Source organism: Streptomyces sp. NPDC057010 (assembly GCF_042673805.1).
Classification (GTDB): Bacteria; Actinomycetota; Actinomycetes; order Streptomycetales; family Streptomycetaceae; genus Streptomyces.
Genome location: NZ_JBHUSC010000007.1, coordinates 1 through 17,171 on the forward strand (window position 1 = coordinate 1; position 17,171 = coordinate 17,171).

Annotated in this window: 14 protein-coding genes; 11 read left to right on the forward strand and 3 right to left on the reverse strand. The window is 70.8% G+C overall.

What is annotated here, in order from left to right; all coding sequences use genetic code 11:
* Nucleotides 1-36: 36 nt before the first annotated feature.
* Nucleotides 37-2,046, reverse strand: coding sequence for a discoidin domain-containing protein (locus ACFTXQ_RS10150; protein ID WP_382638410.1), 2,010 nt, complete (start codon nucleotides 2,044-2,046; stop codon nucleotides 37-39).
* A 248-nt stretch (nucleotides 2,047-2,294) separates the two neighbouring features.
* Nucleotides 2,295-3,710, reverse strand: a complete 1,416-nt coding sequence (locus tag ACFTXQ_RS10155; protein WP_382637959.1) for a hypothetical protein — start codon at nucleotides 3,708-3,710, stop codon at nucleotides 2,295-2,297.
* A gap of 137 nt (nucleotides 3,711-3,847) precedes the next feature.
* Here ACFTXQ_RS10155 and ACFTXQ_RS10160 point away from each other — a divergent pair, with 137 nt between their 5' ends.
* The 9 genes from ACFTXQ_RS10160 (at nucleotide 3,848) to ACFTXQ_RS10200 (ending at nucleotide 12,441) form a co-directional block, all read left to right on the forward strand.
* On the forward strand, nucleotides 3,848-4,054 hold the full coding sequence (locus tag ACFTXQ_RS10160; protein ID WP_382637962.1) for a hypothetical protein: 207 nt from the start codon (nucleotides 3,848-3,850) through the stop codon (nucleotides 4,052-4,054).
* 78 nt (nucleotides 4,055-4,132) lie between these two features.
* Entirely contained in the window at nucleotides 4,133-5,143 is a 1,011-nt protein-coding gene (locus ACFTXQ_RS10165) for an alpha/beta fold hydrolase (RefSeq protein WP_382637965.1), read from the forward strand.
* Between the two features lie 70 nt (nucleotides 5,144-5,213).
* A complete protein-coding gene (locus tag ACFTXQ_RS10170) occupies nucleotides 5,214-6,440 on the forward strand; it encodes an MFS transporter (RefSeq protein WP_382637968.1) in 1,227 nt (408 codons plus the stop codon).
* Between the two features lie 38 nt (nucleotides 6,441-6,478).
* On the forward strand, nucleotides 6,479-6,727 hold the full coding sequence (locus ACFTXQ_RS10175) for a hypothetical protein (RefSeq protein ID WP_382637970.1): 249 nt from the start codon (nucleotides 6,479-6,481) through the stop codon (nucleotides 6,725-6,727).
* A gap of 27 nt (nucleotides 6,728-6,754) precedes the next feature.
* Nucleotides 6,755-8,143 carry an NADP-dependent succinic semialdehyde dehydrogenase gene (locus ACFTXQ_RS10180; RefSeq protein WP_382637973.1) on the forward strand — a complete coding sequence of 463 codons (1,389 nt, stop codon included), beginning with the start codon at nucleotides 6,755-6,757 and terminating at the stop codon, nucleotides 8,141-8,143.
* Nucleotides 8,144-8,253: 110 nt separating this feature from the next.
* On the forward strand, nucleotides 8,254-9,270 hold the full coding sequence (locus ACFTXQ_RS10185; protein ID WP_382637976.1) for a hydroxyacid dehydrogenase: 1,017 nt from the start codon (nucleotides 8,254-8,256) through the stop codon (nucleotides 9,268-9,270).
* 119 nt (nucleotides 9,271-9,389) lie between these two features.
* Nucleotides 9,390-10,697: an ABC transporter substrate-binding protein gene (locus tag ACFTXQ_RS10190; protein WP_382637978.1), complete on the forward strand. Its 1,308-nt coding sequence runs from the start codon at nucleotides 9,390-9,392 to the stop codon at nucleotides 10,695-10,697.
* Nucleotides 10,694-11,587, forward strand: a complete 894-nt coding sequence (locus ACFTXQ_RS10195; RefSeq protein ID WP_382637981.1) for a carbohydrate ABC transporter permease — start codon at nucleotides 10,694-10,696, stop codon at nucleotides 11,585-11,587. The genes ACFTXQ_RS10190 and ACFTXQ_RS10195 overlap by 4 nt, the downstream gene beginning before the upstream one ends.
* On the forward strand, nucleotides 11,584-12,441 hold the full coding sequence (locus ACFTXQ_RS10200) for a carbohydrate ABC transporter permease (protein WP_382637983.1): 858 nt from the start codon (nucleotides 11,584-11,586) through the stop codon (nucleotides 12,439-12,441). Before ACFTXQ_RS10195 ends, ACFTXQ_RS10200 begins: the two co-directional genes overlap by 4 nt.
* 9 nt (nucleotides 12,442-12,450) lie before the next feature.
* Here the strand turns inward: ACFTXQ_RS10200 and ACFTXQ_RS10205 are convergent, their stop codons facing one another.
* Entirely contained in the window at nucleotides 12,451-14,856 is a 2,406-nt protein-coding gene (locus tag ACFTXQ_RS10205; RefSeq protein WP_382637986.1) for a polysaccharide lyase 8 family protein, read from the reverse strand.
* A gap of 368 nt (nucleotides 14,857-15,224) precedes the next feature.
* On the opposite strand from ACFTXQ_RS10205, the gene ctaD reads away from it, so the two are divergent.
* Together ctaD and ACFTXQ_RS10215 are read left to right on the forward strand one after the other, a co-directional pair.
* On the forward strand, nucleotides 15,225-16,760 hold the full coding sequence (gene ctaD / locus ACFTXQ_RS10210) for a cytochrome c oxidase subunit I (protein ID WP_382638413.1): 1,536 nt from the start codon (nucleotides 15,225-15,227) through the stop codon (nucleotides 16,758-16,760).
* Nucleotides 16,757-17,146: a cytochrome c oxidase subunit 4 gene (locus ACFTXQ_RS10215; RefSeq protein ID WP_382637988.1), complete on the forward strand. Its 390-nt coding sequence runs from the start codon at nucleotides 16,757-16,759 to the stop codon at nucleotides 17,144-17,146. The genes ctaD and ACFTXQ_RS10215 overlap by 4 nt, the downstream gene beginning before the upstream one ends.
* Nucleotides 17,147-17,171 lie beyond the last annotated feature (25 nt).

A 17,171-nucleotide genomic window follows, 5' to 3' on the forward strand; every position in this document is an offset into this window, starting at 1 on the left:
GGACCGGACCGGCCCCCGCCCCGCTGCCGCCCGGGGTCAGCTGCTGTACACGCCGACCTCGTGGAGGGAGTAACCCCACTGGGTGGCGCGCTGGACCGCCTGGACGCGGACGTAGCGGGCCGACACCCCCGGGAACCGGGCCGTGTCCAGGCCGCCGTCGCTCGTGGTCGTGGCCCATACGTTCTGCCAGGTGGAGCCGTCGGTGGAGACCTCGATGCGGTACGCCTTCCCGTAGGCGCGCTCCCAGTCGAGGGTGACGCGGCCCACCAGGCTCGCGGAGCCGAGGTCGACCCGCAGCCACTGGTCGTCGCTCCACTCGCTGGCCCAGCGGCTGCCCGAGTCGCCGTCCACGGCCCGGCCGGGGGAGAAGTCGACGAACGGGTTCCACCACTGGCTGGTGGAGGCCGAAGCGGACGAGCCCGTCGCGAGGTTGACCCCGGCCTTGTGCTTCTCGGAGTTGCCCCAGGTGGTCAGGTAGGACTCCGCGCCCTTGAACAGGTCGTCCACCACGCCCTGGCCGCCGACGAGCCGGATGTCCTCGATCCAGTCCGGGACCATGCCGTAGTGCGAGGCGCCGTCGGTGTTGAAGTTCCAGGTGCGCGAGCCCGTCGTCTGCTTGTCGATCACGGAGCCGCCGTCGGTGCTGCGGAAGGGGTAGCGCACCGGGTTCGGGGTGTCCGCGCCGCGCGGCCCGGGCCAGCCGCCGACGCCGTTCATGTCGGTGCCGTAGCCGTAGCCCACGTTGTACTTGTCGCGCAGCGCGTCCGTGCGCTTGGCCTCGGCGCTGAACCCCTCGGCGCCGCTCATGTAGCTGGCGACGAAGCCGCCGAGCTTGTAGACCCGCTCGGTCCAGTCGAGGTCCATCCAGCTGTGCGAGGAGATCACGCCCGGGTAGGACTCGGATTCCAGGATGTCGAACGCCCGGCCGGCGGCCTTGACGCCCATGTGGTCGATCTCCAGCATCATCTTGCGTTTCATGAGCCCGCGCACCGCGTACTCGCCGAGCTCGGTGAGACCGCGGGAGTTGCACCGAGCGTCCGCCGCGTACGACGGGACGCTCACGCCCTGCGGCAGTTCCTTCTGCGCGGCGGGCGCCGCGGCGAGCCCGATCGGGTTGTCGTGCTGCGGGCCGGTGCACTGCTCCGTCTGCCAGAAGGTGCCGGTCGACAGGAACTGGCCCACGTTGATCGCGGTGCCGAGCGCGCCCTCGTCGAAGCGGACCCCGCACAGGGCGTTGTCGAACTTGTGGCACAGGAACATGCTGCGCACGCCGATGCGGTGCAGTTCGTCCAGGCCGCGGTCGATGTCCGCCTTGCTGCACTGCCCGACGTCCAGGATCTGCTTGCAGCCGAAGGGCTCGGAGGTCTCCACGCCCAGGATGACGGCCAGCTTGCCCTGCTTGATGACGTCGCGGGCCTGCCCGGAGTCGGTGACGATCCGGAACCAGCCCTTTCCGGGGCCGCCGTACATCTTGTCGATGAACGCCTGCATGTCGTACGTCTTCTGCGCCTCCAGGCGGATGGCGGTCATCTCGTCGCAGCCGCGGTCCTTGAAGAAGTAGACCGAGCAGATCACACCGTTGGTGACGAGGTCGTTGACGAGGACGCGCTGGCCGCCGCGCCAGGCCCGCTCCACCCAGGCGTAGTAGTTCTGCTGGTGGGTCAGCGAGTCGTGGGCGGGCCAGTCCTTGAAGGTCGGCCAGCCGTTCGGGTCGTGCTTGCCGTCACCGCCCTTGGTGATGAAGTCGAAGACGGCCAGCGTGCCGTCGGGGTAGTGCTCGGGGCAGTCCTTGAGCGCGTCGGCCACGCCCAGGTCGGAGAACGGCTTGCCGCAGATGAGGCGGCCGCCGAAGCCCTCGTTGGACATGATGTGGTCGTGGGCGTCGACGAAGCCACGGACCCGCCCCTGCGCGTCGGTCCCCTTGAAGGGCTCGCCGGTGACGTTGATCTCGGAGTCGGGCTGCGGCCGGGCGGTGGGGTTCCACCAGCCGGGATCGGCCCCGGAGTCGGCCGCCGAACTGGGCACGGGCCCGAGCGCCACGGCCAGGACGGCGGCGAGCAGCAGGGACAGGAGGGCGAGGGGGCGGCGGCGCCGGCGGCGCGGGCGCGGGTGAGGGGGCAAGGTGATCACTCATGCCTTCGGTCGGCGGAGAGCGCGGTCGAATGAAGGCATGAATTGTCATGCCCCGCACAACGGTGGGGACGAGGATCGCGAGTGGAGCGAAAGGAGTCAAGGGTCCGGGACGGATGACCTGATGGGGCGTCGGATCGACGCCCGGCGCCCGGCGCCGCCGGTCACCGCGTCGGCGTGGCAGCCTCACCCGAGGAGTGCTGCTCGGCCTGGGCCGACTCCAGGATTTCCGCGAAGGGCTTCTGCGTCATCGAGCCGCGCGCCTTCGTGAGGCCGTACCGGCGGGCGTTCTCCTGGTTCGCGTTGCGGTTGTTCGGGTCAAAAGGCTTCCTCTCGTCGGGTGGTGCCACATTGGCGTAGAGGTAGGGATAGGACTTGCTCGTCGTGTGCCACAGCGTGATGCGTTGCCGGCCCCGGGTCATGTTGAGGATCTCATTGCTGTTCGATATCACGGATTGGTACCTGTAATAAGGTGCCTCTGGCCCCGGTGGGTCGTTTTCCTGGTGCGCCTTCTCCAGTGCCTGGGATCCCTTCCTCGAGTAGAGGTACTCGTCGGTTATCGCCATTCTGTCCTTCCTGGCCACGTACGCTTCGGTCTCGACCTTGATCGCCTCGTAGGGGAAGTCCTTGTTCTCGGGGTCCTTGATGGTGACGACCTCGTCCTCCGACCATTCCTCTCCCGGATTCAACGGCCGGCCCGACGGCAGGATGAACTCGTCCGAGGTGATCAACTCGTATGTCTTGCTGTCGGCGAGCCTGCCGCGGATCCAATAGATGCTGCCGAGGACATAGACCGGGATCTGGCCGGAGTTCTTCATGTGCAGATGGACCGGAAGGAACAGCTTCGTGCGTTCCTCGTTGAGGCTCGGTGAGCCGTATTCGGCAGTGCTCTGCACCAGGGGGGACGTCGCGTAAGGGACGTAGATCTGCGTGTACGCCGTGTTGGCCAGCGCGAGGAAGGTGGAAATGATCACCCCGATCGCGATGCGCCGGGGATTTTGGAGGCCCTTCCACGCCCGGCTGCGGATGAGGACCCGCAGGGCCCAGATCGACCACGGTATGAGGGTCAGCCAAAGCCACAGCCAGTGTGTGTACGTCCTGCCCCTGATCTGCACGAAGAGGAGTACCAGGTTGGCGGCGAGGGAGCCCGCGACCGCGATGAGGATGAGGATCCCCGAATGCTTTATGTGCCGCTCCTGCCAGTAGTCGACGGTGGCTGCCGCGGCGACCACTTCGATCAGGGCCGCGAGGAAGAAAGTGAATCCCGTCAGGCGTCCGGCGTACGTCAGGGCGTTGAAGGTGTCCGATATGCCGATCAGGACGAAGACGTACGCGGTGGCCAGGAGGCCTGCCGCCATGAGGGCTCCGTAGGCCCTGCGCCGCCACGCGTGATCCGGCCAGACCGTTCCGTCGCCGCCGTGCCAATCGATTTCGTGCCCGGCCGCCAGACCTGCGTGGCGCAACAGCTTGTCCAGCTCCCTGGGGCAACGCACCTTCCCCGCGGGCTTGTCGTCGATCGTGACCTTCCGAAAACCGAGGTCATCCGGACGTCCTACGGCTACCACGGGTGTGTTCGCCATGACACCAGTCTGCTGCCCTGCGCGGGCTGACGCTCCCGGAGAGCCCTTCACTCGATCGGAGTAGTCCGACGTGCGCCTCGGCGTGATGTGTGGTGAGGCTGGTCATGACCCATGTCTCGTTCCCACGGGAGGTCCCCATGCGTACACGACCACGACTCCTCGGGTTCGCCACCGCCGTGATGCTGGCCGCCCTCGGCGTTCTGGGCCCTGCCGCGCAGGCCGCGGCCCCCGGCGACGTCGACAGGCAGAAATGCGAGTACACCGGGGGAAAGGTGGAGTACGACTCCTCGACGGGGTTGTGGACCTGCATCGGCGGCGAGCACGACCAGGAGGCCGTCACCTGACTGGCCCGGTCGCGGGCGGCCCGGCACACTGGCCGGAATCAGGCGATAAGGGGTGGGCCCGCCCATAGAGTCGGCCGTATGAGCGAATCGAATGGCATCACGGGTTCCGGAGCGCGCTCAAGGCGCGGGGTTCTGAAGGCGGTTGTCGTCGGGGCGGGAACGGTTGCCGCCGTGGGGGCGGGGGGCTCCGCCGCGCTGGCGGACGGGGCTCGGGCCGCGCAGGGGGAGGGGCGGCGGTGCGCGGCGCCCACGTTCGTCCTCGTGCACGGCGCCGGGAGCAACTCCTACGGCTGGTCAGGGGTCGTGGCGGAACTCGCGCTGCGCGGGCACCGGGCGGTCGCGGTCGACCTGCCCGGACACGGGCCCGGCGCGTACTTCCCGTCCTCCTACCAGACTCCGCAGGACCCGGAGCGGCTGCGCACCGAACCCTCGCCCCTCGGCAAGGTGACCCTGGCCGACTTCGCGGCGCACGTCGTGGGGATCGTGCGCGCCGCCTCCCGCAGGGGCCCCGTGGTACTGGTGGGGCAGAGCCTCGGCGGGGCCACACTGAACGCCGTCGCCAACCAAGTACCCGAGCTGATCTCCCACTTGGTCTACGCCTCTGCGTTCTGCCCGACGCGGCACACCTCCGTCATGCAGCTGATGACCACCCCGGAGGCCTCCTCCAGCGCCCTGTTCCGGCTGGGCGGCGTCAAGACCCCGCCCGAGCTGGGAGTCAACCGGGTCAACTGGCGCTCGGGCGACCCGGCCTTCTTCGCGGCGGCCAAGGAGGCGCTCGCGGCCGACCGGCCGGACGCGGCCGTGCGGGCGCTCCTCAACATCCTCGAGCCCGACGAGTCGGCGGCCATCGCAGCCGCCGACTCCAGGGGGCTGCCGGAGAAGTGGGGGCAGGTGCCGCGCACCTTCCTGCGGTTCACCGCGGACCGTGCGATCCCGCCGGCGCTCCAGGACCTGATGATCCGTGAGGCGGACGCGACGACCCCGCGCAACCGCTTCCGCGTCCGGTCGCTGGCGGCGCCGCACGTCGGTCCCCGGGACCCGGCGGTGTGGGCGGACGAGCTGGAGCTGGTCGCCGGCGCGTGCCACTAGAGAGCAAGACAGATGTCTCGCTATGCGAAACGATCTGTCTCGCATCGCGGTCGGCCATTAGGGTCGCGGCATGAACGAGGAGCGAATACCGCGCCGTTGGCTGATGCTCGCCCTGGGCACCGGCGGCCAGACCGCCAGCACCACCGCGCTCTACGGACCGGCCTACCTGCTGCCCGCCTTCCAGCAGGAGCTCGGGCTGACGCTGGCCACCGCCGGCCTCCTCGTCACGTGCCCGATCATCGGGATCCTGCTCGGCCTGATCGGCTGGGGCGTGATCGCCGACCGGTACGGGGAGCAGAAGACCCTGGCCACCGGACTGCTGGCCGCCGCCGCGGTGCTGGCCGCGGCGGCGGCCGTGCGCGGCGTGTGGGCCGTCGGCGCGCTGCTGGTCCTGGCCGGGGCCACCGGGTCCTCCGTCCACTCGGCCTCCGGGCGCCTGGTCATCGGGTGGTTCCCGCCCGACCGGCGCGGGATCGCGATGGGGGTCCGGCAGGCCTCGCAGCCGCTCGGCACCGGGGTGGCCGCCGCCGCGCTGCCGCCGATCGCCCACCACAGCGGCCTGTCCGCGGCCTTCGGCTTCTGCGCCGTGCTGTGCGGGGTCACGGGGCTGGCGATCGCCCTGTTCGCCGTGGACCCGCCGCGCCCCGACCGGCCGGCGGGCGTACGGACCTCCGCCCCGTACCGCGGCGGCTACCTGTGGCGGCTGCACGGCGCGGCCGCCGTGCTGTGCGTGCCGCAGTTCGTCGTGACCGGATTCGCCCTGCTCTTCCTGACCGAGGCGCGCGGCTGGTCGCCGGCCGCCGCCGGCGGGGTGCTGGCCGTGGCCAACCTGGCCGGGGCGGGGGTGCGGCTGCTGGCGGGCTGGTGGTCCGACCGCGTGGGCGGCCGGATCCGGCCGATGCGGGTGCTCGCGGCGGCCACGGCGGTGAACCTGGCCCTGCTCACGGCCGGTGCCGCCTGGGACTCGCCGGTCGCCACGGCGGCCCTGCTGCTGGCCTCGGGCCTGACGGTCAGCACCAACGGGCTGCACAACACCGCCGTCGCCGAGTACGCCGGCCCCGACTGGGCGGGCCGCGCCCTGGGGGTGCACGGCATGGGGCAGCACGCCGCGGTGGTCCTCGTCCCGCCGCTGGTCGGCGCGCTCATCGCCGACCGGGGCTACACCCCGGCCTTCGCGCTGGCCGCGCTGTTCCCCGTACTGGCGGTGGCGCTCCTGCCGGCGGCCGACCGGGCCGCGTTCTGGCCGGGGCCGCGCGCCGGGGGCGGGGCCCCGCGTCCCGCGGACCTCGCGCGCTGACCGGGCGCGTCCGCGCGCCGCGGCCTACCGTCGAAGGTATGAGCGGGATTCTCGTGGTGTACGAGCTGTCGGGTGACGACGAACGGTCGGTCCTGCGCGTGCACGCGGCCCCTGCCGCCCCGGGAACCACCTCGGTACCCGGCCCGAGGACCTTCTGCGGCAGGGACACCTTCGCCATGGACACGGCCCCGGCCCGGCCGCCCGCGGATCCGGGGGCCCCGTGGTACGCCCCGGAGCACGCCGGCCGGATCTGCCCCGCCTGCGACGATGCGGTGGGCAGCGGCTGAGCACCCCCCGCACAGGAAGGCCGAACCATGCCCATCGCCACCGTGAACCCGACGACCGGCCGGACGCTGCAGACCTTCGACGCGCTCGACGCGGCCGGCATCGAGCGGTGCCTCGCGGACGCCGCGCAGACGGCCGCCACGTACCGGCGCACCCCGTTCGCCGAGCGGCGCCAGCTCCTGAACCACGCGGCCGCGCTCCTGGAGGAGGAGCTGGAGGACATCGCGCGGACGATGACCACCGAGATGGGCAAGCCGCTCGCGGCGGCCCGCGCCGAGGCGGCCAAGTGCGCGAAGTCCATGCGCTGGTACGCCGACCGGGCGGAATCCCTCCTCGCCGACGAGCAGCCCGCCGCCGTCGACGTGAGCGACGCCGGCGCGTCCGCCGTCCGCGTCTCCTACCGGCCGCTCGGGGTGATCCTCGCCGTCATGCCGTGGAACTTCCCGCTCTGGCAGGTCGTCCGGTTCGCCGCGCCCGCCCTGATGGCCGGCAACGTGGGCCTGCTCAAGCACGCCTCGAACGTGCCCCAGACCGCCCTGTACCTCGGGGACCTCTTCCACCGGGCCGGCTTCCCCCGCGGCTGCTTCCAGACGCTGCTCATCGGCTCGGGGGCCGTGGAGGGCGTGCTGCGCGACCCCAGGGTGGCCGCGGCCACCCTCACGGGCAGCGAGCCCGCCGGCCGGGCGGTCGCCGCCGCGGCCGGGGACGTCGTCAAGAAGACCGTCCTGGAGCTCGGCGGCAGCGATCCCTTCGTCGTGATGCCGTCCGCCGACATCGCCCAGGCCGCGCGCACGGCGGTCACCGCCCGCGTGCAGAACAACGGACAGTCCTGCATCGCCGCCAAGCGCTTCATCGTCCACACCGACGTCCACGACGAGTTCGCCGAACGCTTCACTGCGGGCATGGCGGCCCTCACGGTCGGCGACCCGATGGAGGAGAGCACCGACGTGGGCCCGCTGGCCACCGAGGCGGGCCGGACCGACCTGGAGGAGCTGGTCGACGACGCCGTGGAGCACGGTGCGACCGTCCTGTGCGGGGGCCGGCGCCCGCCCGGGTTCGAGGACGGCTGGTTCTACGAACCGACGATCCTGGCGGACGTCACCCCGGTCATGCGCATCGACCAGGAGGAGGCCTTCGGCCCCGTCGCCACGCTCTACCGGGTGGGCAGCCTGGACGAGGCCGTCGAACGGGCCAACGACACGCCCTTCGGCCTCAGTTCCAACGTCTGGACCCGTGACGACGCGGACATCGCCCGCTTCGCGGACGACCTCCAGGCCGGCGGCGTCTTCGTCAACGGCATGACCGCCTCACACCCGGCGCTCCCCTTCGGTGGCGTCAAGCGGTCCGGCTACGGCCGCGAGCTGTCCGGCCACGGCATCCGCGAGTTCTGCAACATCACCACGGTCTGGCAGCGCTAGCCCGCCCGATATTCCGATCGTATTGATCGTATCGAGTGTTAGATCTTGACGATCGAATTCGTGCTCCATAGAGTCGGCGCGGCCTCACTCAGCCGCAAGGAGCACCCCACATGTCTGTGCGCCGCCCGCGAACCCTGCTCGCGATGGCTCCCGAGCTTCTTCCCCGTCTGCTGGACGACGCCACCGCGCGCCGCCTCCACGAGGTGGCCGCCTTCGACCCGGAACGCGTCGCCGACGACTTCGGCAGACCCGGGGTGGCGGTCGCCCTGGCGCAGGCCGAGGTGCTGCTCACCTCCTGGGGCGCCCCGGCCGTCGATGCGCGGGTGCTCGCGGCCGCGCCCCGCCTCAAGGCCGTCGTGCACGCCGCCGGATCCGTCAAACACCTGGTCACCGAGGCCTGCTGGGACCGCGGGATCACGGTCTCCTCCGCGGCCCTGGCCAACTCCCTGCCCGTGGCCGAGTACACCGTCGCCATGGTCCTGCTCTCCAACAAGCGCGTGCTGGAGATGCGCGAGGAGTACCGCAGCCTCCGCGGCCTCCGCCACGACTGGCACGAGCGGTACGGCCACGTCGGCAACTACCGCCGGACCGTCGGCATCGTCGGCGCCTCCCGGATCGGCCGCCGCGTGATCGAGCTGCTGCGCCCGTACGACCTCGAACTCCTCCTGTACGACCCGTACCTGAGCGAGCGGCAGGCGCAGCGGCTCGGCGCACGGGGCGTGGGGCTCGACGAGCTCTGCCGCGTTTCCCACGTGGTCAGCCTGCACGCGCCGGCGCTGCCCGAGACCCGGGCGATGATCGACCGCCGCAGGCTGGCGCTGATGGGCGACGGAGCCACTCTGATCAATACGGCGCGCGGGGCGCTCGTCGACGGGGACGCGCTCACCGAGGAGTTGGCCTCGGGCCGCCTGCGGGCGGTCATCGACGTCACCGAGCCCGAGGTCCTGCCGGCCGAATCGCCCCTGTACGACCTGCCGAACGTACTGCTCACCCCGCACATCGCGGGCTCGCTGGGCAACGAGCTCCACCGCATGGCCGACTCCGCCGTCGAGGAGATCGCCCGCTACGCCGCAGGCCTGCCGTTCGTGCACGGCGTCCGCCGCGAGGACCTCCACAGGACCGCCTGAACCTCCTTTCTCACACCCCGAATTGATCGTATTGATCGATAGTTCATTTGCTCTTGACGTTCAAGTCGCACGGGGCGAATGATTCAACCCGTTCAGCCCACTCGCCCCAGGAGCAGTCAATGAAGGCTCAGTCCTTGCGCGCCCACGGTGCGGTGGCCGCAGCGGTGTCCCTCGCCCTGCTGACCTCCGCCTGCGCCGGTTCCGGTCCCACCGCGTCGTCTGCCGCCAAGGACGACGGCAAGCCCGTCACCCTCACGTACTGGACCTGGACCGGCGGCGCCGAGGCCGCGGCCGCCGAGTTCAACAGGACGCACACCGGCATCCAGGTGCGGTTCTCCCAGATACCGGGCGGCGCCGACGGCTACAGCAAGATCAGCAACGCGATCAAGGCGGGCGACGCGCCGGACGTGGCGACCATCGAGTACAACGTGGTCCCGGAGTTCGCGAGCCAGGGCTTCCTGGAGGACCTCACCGCCTCCTCCGCCGAGCTGGTGAAGAACAGCTTCCCCGCCGGCGTGCAGAACCTGGTGACCTTCGGCGGCAAGACCTGGTCGGTCCCCTTCGACGCCACCCCGCAGGTCTACTTCTACCGCAAGGACCTCTTCGAGAAGTACGGCGTCGGCGTCCCCACGACCTGGGACGAATACCGGGCGGCCGCCGAGAAGATCAAGGCCGCCGACCCCGCCGTGCGGATCGGCAGTTTCCCCACGGACGCGCCCCTGCAGGCGGCCCTGTCCTGGCAGGCCGGCGCCAAGTGGTTCGAGGTCAAGGGCGACGGCTGGAAGCCCGCGATCGACGACGCCCCCTCCCGCAAGGTCGCCGCCTTCTGGCAGGGGATGCTCAAGGACGACCTGGTCTTCAACTACGGCTCCGGGACCCCGGAGGAGAACAAGTCCAAGGCCGACGGCACGAGCGTCAGCGTCCTGGGCGCCGCCTGGAGCGCGGGCAGCATGATCTCCACCCTGCCCGACCTCAAGGGCAAGTGGGGCGTCGCCCCCGTCCCGCACTGGGGCACCCCGGCCAGCGGCATGTACGGCGGCACCAGCTTCGCCGTGCCCAAGGGCAGCAAGCACGCGGCCGCCGCCGCCGAGTTCATCAAGTGGGTGACCACGGACCCGGCCGCGATGACGGCCCGCCTCGGCGCCCTGAAGAACCCCAGCAGCGCCCTGCCCGCGAACCCCGCCATGGCCGAGGTCGCGGCCAAGGCCTTCGACACCTCCTACTTCGGCGGCCAGGACCTCTACGGGCTGACCGGCGCCCAGATCGACACGATCGTCCCCGGATGGACCTGGGGCCCGGTCTGGGGCAAGGTCAACGCCGACTTCAAGGACGAGGCCGCCAAGAACGGCCTGGTGAGCGGCCTGGAGAAGGCGCAGGAGTCGGCCCGAACGGCGATCGGCAGCCGCGGCCTCAAGCTCGCCAAGTGACCCGGCAGGGCGGCCGCCGGCGCGGCGCGGCGTTCCTCTTCCTCTCCCCGTTCTTCGTCCTGTTCGCCGTCGTGACGGTGGCGCCGGTGGCCTACGCGGGCTGGATGAGCCTGTACCGGGAGCAGTCCTCGGGGCTCGGGTTTGGGGGAGTGGAGCGCACCTTCGCGGGCCTGGCCAACTACGCGGCGGTGCTGGCCGATCCGGCGTTCCGCGCGTCGTTCCTGCACGTGGCCTCGTACTGCCTGGTGTACATACCCGTGATGACCGGCGGGGCGCTCGCCGCGGCCCTGCTGGTCGACTCGGCCTACGCCCGGGCCAGGCGCTTCTTCCAGCTCGCGCTCTTCCTGCCGCACGCGGTGCCCGGACTGATCGCCTCGATCGTCTGGATCTACCTCTACACCCCCGGCCTCAGCCCGGTGATCGAGTGGATCGAGACCGCGGGCGGCCGCTGGGACTTCTTCTCTCCCGCCCACTCCCTGTCCTCCGTGGTCAACATCGCCGTCTGGCAGTGGCTCGGCTACAACATGGTGATCTTCTTCGCCGCCCTCCAGGCCGTGCCCCGCGAGCTCGTCGAGGCCGCCACCGTGGACGGCGCCGGTGCCTGGCGCGTGGCCCTCGGCATCAAGGTGCCCGTCATCCGCTCCTCGGTGGTCATGACCGTCCTCTTCACCTGCGTCGGAGCCGTCCAGCTCTTCACCGAGCCCAAACTGCTCTCCGAGCAGGCCCAGTCCCTCGGCAACGACTGGTCGCCCACCATGTACATCGTCGGCAAGGCGTTCGTCGACCACGACTACGCGGGCGCGGCCGCCGCCTCGCTGCTGCTGGCCCTCGTGGCCGGCGCGCTGTCCTTCGTGGTCACCCGGATCGGGAAGCGGTGGCAGGAAGCATGAGCACGCGCACCGTCGCCCGCCGCGGCCGGGCCTCCAGGACCGCCGTCAACACGGTGCTCGCCGTCCTGGCCGTCTACACGCTGATGCCGGTCAGCTGGCTGCTCATCGCCGCCACCAAGAACCGCCGGGACCTCTTCGGCACCGACGGCTTCAGCCTCGGAGACTTCAACCTCTTCTCCAACATCCACGAGGTCTTCGCCCACAACGACGGCATCTACGGCCGCTGGCTGCTCAACACCCTCCTCTACGCGGTCGTCGGCTCGGCCCTCTCCTCGCTGATCTCCGTCGCCGCGGGCCACGCCTTCGACAAGTACCGCTTCGCCGGCAAGGAGAAGCTCTTCGGCGTGGTCCTGGCGGGCGTACTGGTCCCCGGCGCGGTCCTGACCCTGCCGATGTACCTGCTGGCCTCCAAGGCCGGGATCACCAACACCTACTGGGCGCTGCTGATCCCCTCGCTGGTCAATCCGTTCGGCGTCTACCTCGCCCGGGTCTTCTCCGAGGGCTACGTCCCGTACGAGGTGATCGAGGCGGCCCGGATGGACGGCGCGGGCGAGGTGCGCACCTTCCGCTCGATCGTCCTGCCGATGCTCGCCCCGGGCTTCACGACGCTGTTCCTGTTCTCCTTCACCGCGAGCTGGAACAACTTCTACGGCGCGCTCGTCATGCTGAACGACAAGGACCTCTACCCCGTCAGCCTGGGCCTCTACATGTGGAACGTCTCGATCACCGAAAGCCCCGAGATGTACTCGCTGGCCATCACCGGCTCCCTCATCGCCGTGATCCCGCTGGTGATCGCCTTCCTCTGCCTCCAGCGGTTCTGGCGCTCGGGCCTGACGGCCGGAGCGCTGAAGTAGCCCCTGCCGTCAGCCCAGCGCGACCCTGATCCGCTGGGTGGCCCCGGCCCGTCCGGTGAGGTCCCCGAAGCCGAGGGTGAGGGCGGAGCCCGTGACGGCCGAGGTCACCGTGGCCGGCTTGGAGAGTACGGAGGCCACGGGCCGGTGCCAGGTGACCGTGAGCCCGGTCCGCATCCGCATCGGGTCGGACACGCACAGGGTGGCCGTGCCGTCACCGTGTTCCCGTACGAGGACGCAGGCGGGCGCGTCGGCGGTGAGGGCGCCCGCCGTTCCCGCGAACCAGAAGTTGACGGCGGTGACGCCGAGCGAGGGCACCGCGACGGCCTGCCGGTCGTTGTCGTTGGCGAGGACGGTCAGCCAGCCGGTGTCGGCGGCGCGCGCGGCGGTGACCGTGGTGGAGGCGCCCGGCATCAGGAGGTAGGAGCAGGCCGCGTCGACGGGGTCGGTGCCGTGGTCGAACCAGAGGGTCAGATAGCGGCGGGTGACCGGGTCCGTGGTGCCGCCGGTGTTGATGTCGTGCCAGGACCCCGTCCGGGCCTCGCGCAGCGCCCTGACGGTGGCGCCGCCGGGGAAGACGTAGCCGCCATGGCCCGCGATGTGCGCCCACTCGGTCCCGGTGAGGGTGGCCGACCAGCCGAGGGCGGTGGACCGGGCGGTGCCGTTCACGGTGAGTGCGTGGCTGCCGCTCGCGCCGAGGTTGCGGTTCTCGACCACGGTCTCGACCACGGTGCCGTCGGCGCTCCGGACGGAGCCCGTCAGGCAGACGATCGCATCGGCCAGGCAGAACCAGGACTTCTTCGCGTACAGGGTGCTCGACAGCCCCCGTACGAACTGGCCCAGCGCGGCGTACTCCCCGTCCGTGGCCCCGCCGACCCAGTTCACGTCAGGCCTCGGCAGCCCCCAGGCGCCGCCCTCGGCGTCGGCGAGCACCTTGCGGGAGACGGTGGTGCCCGGCAGCCGGTACGGGTCGACGGTCGGCCAGAAGGCGTCGGTGTACTGGCCGTTGGCGTACGTGTTCCCCCACCACTGGAGCATCCCGGCCCCGGCGTGCCAGCCCCGGAGGTTCTCGCCGTTGCCCGTCTCGTAGAGGCCCATCCGCCTGGAGGCCATGCTGATCGAGGCCGCCCAGCCGGGCCGGCGGTGGACGGCCCGGTCCATGCTCGGGAACAGCCGGTGCGCGGTCGGCTCGGCGAGGGCGCTGACGGCGTTGTCGTCCTGCACGGCCTTCAGCCGGGCCAGCGAGGGCACGCTCAGGTCGGTGTCGGTGAGCACGGGGCTGTAGTAGTCCCGCTGCATCCAGCCCTTGACCAGGCCGCGCCAGCGCCGGTCCTCCGTACCGCTCGCGGCCGCGGCGAGCAGGGCGATGGAGGCCATGGCGGCGTGGCCGCGGCCGTGGTCGCCGCCCTGGAAGCCGTGGGAGTCGGTCCGCGGGTTGCCCCGGCTGGTGGCGCGTCCGGAGACCGCGTCCATCATCAGGCCGTTGAAGAGGAAGGGCGCGAAGGAGGCCTCCACCGAGTCGAGGACGATCTGCCGGGCGGGGTCGGTGACCGCCCACGCCGAGCCGTTCAACAGGGCGAAGAGGGAGGCCAGTCCGCCGAGCAGCACCACCCCGTACGAACCCGTGTAGGAGAGGTATGTGTGCTGCACGAAGGACCCGTCGGCGTAGAAGCCGTCCCCGGCGGTGACGAACGGGAAGACGGGGGAGAGGGCGTCGCGGGCGAGCGCGATCTTGGCCGCGTTCCCGCCGAGGATGCCGCGCAGGGCCAGCGAGCGGCAGAGGTCCACCCGGTTGGCGCCGGTGCTGGTGCCCGTGTACGCGGCGACCGAGGAATCGGGGACGAACGCGTCCACGGCGGCCAGGTGGTTGGCGAGCCGGTCGGCGGACAGCTCTTCGTAGAGGACCGTGCTGATGTCGAGGAGGAGCTGGGGCGAGCCGATCCGGAAGTCCCACCAGTTGCCGAACTGGCTCTTCGCCGGGTTGTAGGCCTGGTCGTGGAGGTGGTCGAGACCGGTCGTGACCGCGGCGAGCAGTGCGGTGCCGCCGGTCAGACCCGTGCCGGGCTGGGCGTACGCCTGGGCCATGGTGGCGAGCCGGGAGTAGCTCAGAGTGATCGAGGAGGAGGCCGTCAGGGGCAGGTCCGGCCAGAGGGAGCCGCTCACCGGCGCCATGGCCGAGCGGTGTTCGGCGGCTTGACCGCCCATCAGGCCGAGCTTGGCGTTGAAGGGCGCGGCCGCCGGGTCGAAGCCGCTGCCCAGGACCATCTCGCGCCACCTGAGGCGCAGGGTGTCGTACGCGTCGCCCGCGGCGAGGGCGGGACCGCCCGAGCAGACGGCGGCCGCGGACGAGGTTCCGGCGAGCAGTGCGGCGCTGCCGGAGAGGCGCAGGAACGAACGGCGGGACCATGAGGCGGACATGGAGCCTCCAGAGCCGGGGCGCTGCCGGCTCACCGGTCGGCGGGCCGCGGCCCCGCCGACCGTTTGTAGCACACGCTCGAAATAGCGCTCAAGAGGTGCGTAAAGATCAATACGCTCGAACGATCAGCCCGGAAACCCGCCGACCGGAGGCGGCCGTTCGGGTGGCACCCGCACCGGATGCCGAGGTGCGACGGCCGGCGCTCCGCGGAGCGCCGTAGTTTCGCAGCGGAACTCTTGGAGGCCCCATGGTGTCCGTCGACAAAACGTCCAGCGCGGTGGCCCGCGACGCCCTCACCGACCGGCGCGTCGCGTCCGGCTCCACGGTGCTGCGGATCCTGTCGACCACCGATCACAAGGTGATCGGCAACATGTACCTCGCCACCGCCTTCGCCTTCTTCCTCTTCGCCGGCGTCCTGGCCCTGCTGATGCGCGCGGAACTCGCCCGGCCCGGCCTGCAGATCTTCTCCAACGAGCAGTACAACCAGCTGTTCACGGTGCACGGCACGGTCATGATGCTGCTCTTCGCCACCCCGACCTTCACGGGCTTCGCCAACGCGGTGATGCCCCTGCAGATCGGCGCACCCGACGTGGCCTTCCCCCGCCTGAACGCCTTCACCTACTGGGTCTACCTGTTCGGCGGCCTGATGGTGGTCAGCGGCTTCCTGACGGCGAACGGGTCCGCGGCCTTCGGCTGGTTCGCCTACGCCCCGCTCAACGGGGCCGTCTACACGCCCGGCGTCGGCGCGGACCTGTGGGTGATGGGCCTGGCCGTCTCGGGGCTGAGCACCATCCTGGGATCGGTCAACTTCATCACCACGATCGTCTGCCTGCGCGCACCCGGCATGACCCTCTTCAGGATGCCGATCTTCACCTGGAACGTGCTGTTCACCTCGATCCTGGCGCTGCTGGCCTTCCCCGTCCTGACCGCGGCCCTGCTCGCCCTGGAGGCCGACCGCAAGTTCGGGGCCCACGTCTTCGACGCGGCGAACGGCGGGGCGCTGCTGTGGCAACACCTGTTCTGGTTCTTCGGCCATCCGGAGGTGTACATCGTCGCGCTGCCGTTCTTCGGGATCGTCAGCGAGATCCTGCCGGTCTTCAGCCGCAAACCGATCTTCGGGTACGTGGCCCTCGTCGGCGCGACGATGGCCATCACCGGCCTGTCCGCCACCGTATGGGCCCACCACATGTTCGCGACCGGCGCCGTCCTGCTGCCGTTCTTCTCCCTCCTGTCGTTCCTCATCGCCGTCCCGACCGGGGTGAAGTTCTTCAACTGGATCGGGACGACCTGGAACGGCTCCCTGTCCTTCGAGACGCCGATGCTGTGGTGCATCGGCTTCCTGGTGACCTTCCTGCTCGGCGGGCTCACCGGCGTCCTCATCGCCTCGCCGCCCATGGACTTCCACCTCACCGACAGCTACTTCATCGTGGCGCACCTGCACTACGTGCTCTTCGGCACCATCGTGTTCGCCACCTTCGCGGGGTTCTACTTCTGGTGGCCGAAGCTCACCGGGAAGCTCCTCGACGAACGCCTCGGAAAGATCCACTTCTGGAGCCTGTTCACCGGCTTCCAGCTCACCTTCCTCGTCCACCACTGGCTCGGCGAGCAGGGCATGCCCCGCCGGTACGCCGACTACCTGGCAGCCGACGGCTTCACCCTCCTCAACACCCTCTCCAGTATCGGCGCCTTCCTCCTGGGCCTGTCGACCCTGCCCTTCCTCTACAACGTGGCCCGGTCCCTGCGGTACGGCACGGCCGTCGGCGTCGACGACCCCTGGGGCTGGGGCCGTTCGCTCGAATGGGCCACGAGCTGCCCGCCGCCCCGGCACAACTTCGACGCCCTGCCGCGCATCCGGTCGGACTCCCCGGCCTTCGACCTGCACCACCCGGAGGTGAAGTCGCCGTGAAGGCCGAGGCCTGGATGTTCAGCGGTGTCGCCGTCTTCTTCGTCGTCACCGGCGGCGTCTACGCGCGGTACTCGACCGATCCGGCCGGCGTCGCCGCCCTCGCCGTGTCGTTCCTGATGTCGGCGCTCATCGCCGCCTTCCTGTGGCGGCAGTTCCAGCGGGGCGGCCGGCGACCCGAGGACCGCAAGGGCGCGCAGGTGGCGGAGGGCGGGGACCGGCGGTTCTCCTTCCCCGCCCGGAGCTACGCCCCCGTGACCGCGGCCGTGGGGACGGCCCTGATCGGCCTGGGCGTGGTGCAGGGGCTGTGGCTCGCCCTCATCGGCTTCGGCGTGCTCGCCCCGGGCGTCCTCGGGTTCGTGTTCGGGGCCGGTGACCGGGCCTCCTGACGGGACGACGGCCGGGAGGACGGGT